Origin of the sequence: Frankia sp. Mgl5 (genome assembly GCF_023242985.1) — a bacterium.
GTDB classification, from domain to species: Bacteria; Actinomycetota; Actinomycetes; order Frankiales; family Frankiaceae; genus Parafrankia; species Parafrankia soli.
In genome coordinates this window covers 1-461 of sequence record NZ_JALKFY010000460.1, presented here as the reverse complement: position 1 = coordinate 461, position 461 = coordinate 1, and the positions used below count along the sequence as shown (strand labels likewise).

1 protein-coding gene is annotated in these 461 nt (G+C 54.9%); it reads right to left on the bottom strand.

Features of this window, described 5'->3' with window-relative positions; translation table 11 throughout:
• Positions 1 to 461 (bottom strand): PQQ-dependent sugar dehydrogenase (locus tag MXD62_RS10135; RefSeq protein ID WP_248829076.1); only part of this gene is annotated, 461 nt, incomplete at both ends.

Genomic DNA, 461 nt, shown 5'->3' with positions numbered 1-461 from the left:
CCTTCCAGGGTCCTCGGCTCACAAAGGACATGCCGGAGGGTGCCCAGGTGTCCTCTCCACTTTGCAGCAGGGGTGTTTTCATTCCTTCCCCCCGTTCATCACCCTGAATAATTGGCCAACCATAATTGGCTCCCGGCTCAATCAGGTTGATTTCATCGTGCGCGATAGGCCCATGCTCAGAGCTGTACAAAAAACCGGTTTCGGGGCTCCACGCCAGTCCCTGTGAATTGCGATGCCCCCAACTGTACACAGCTGAGCTGGGAAACGGATTGTCCGCCGGGATTGTGCCATCCAGATTGATCCGCAATATTTTTCCCGCGAGGCTGGACAGATCCTGCGCCAGTTCAGGTGTCTGCGCATCCCCTGTGGTAATGAACAAATGCCGATCCGGACTGATCTTGAGCCGACCTCCGTTATGAAACAGATTGCCGGGAATTTTGTCCAGCAGCACCTTTTCGATG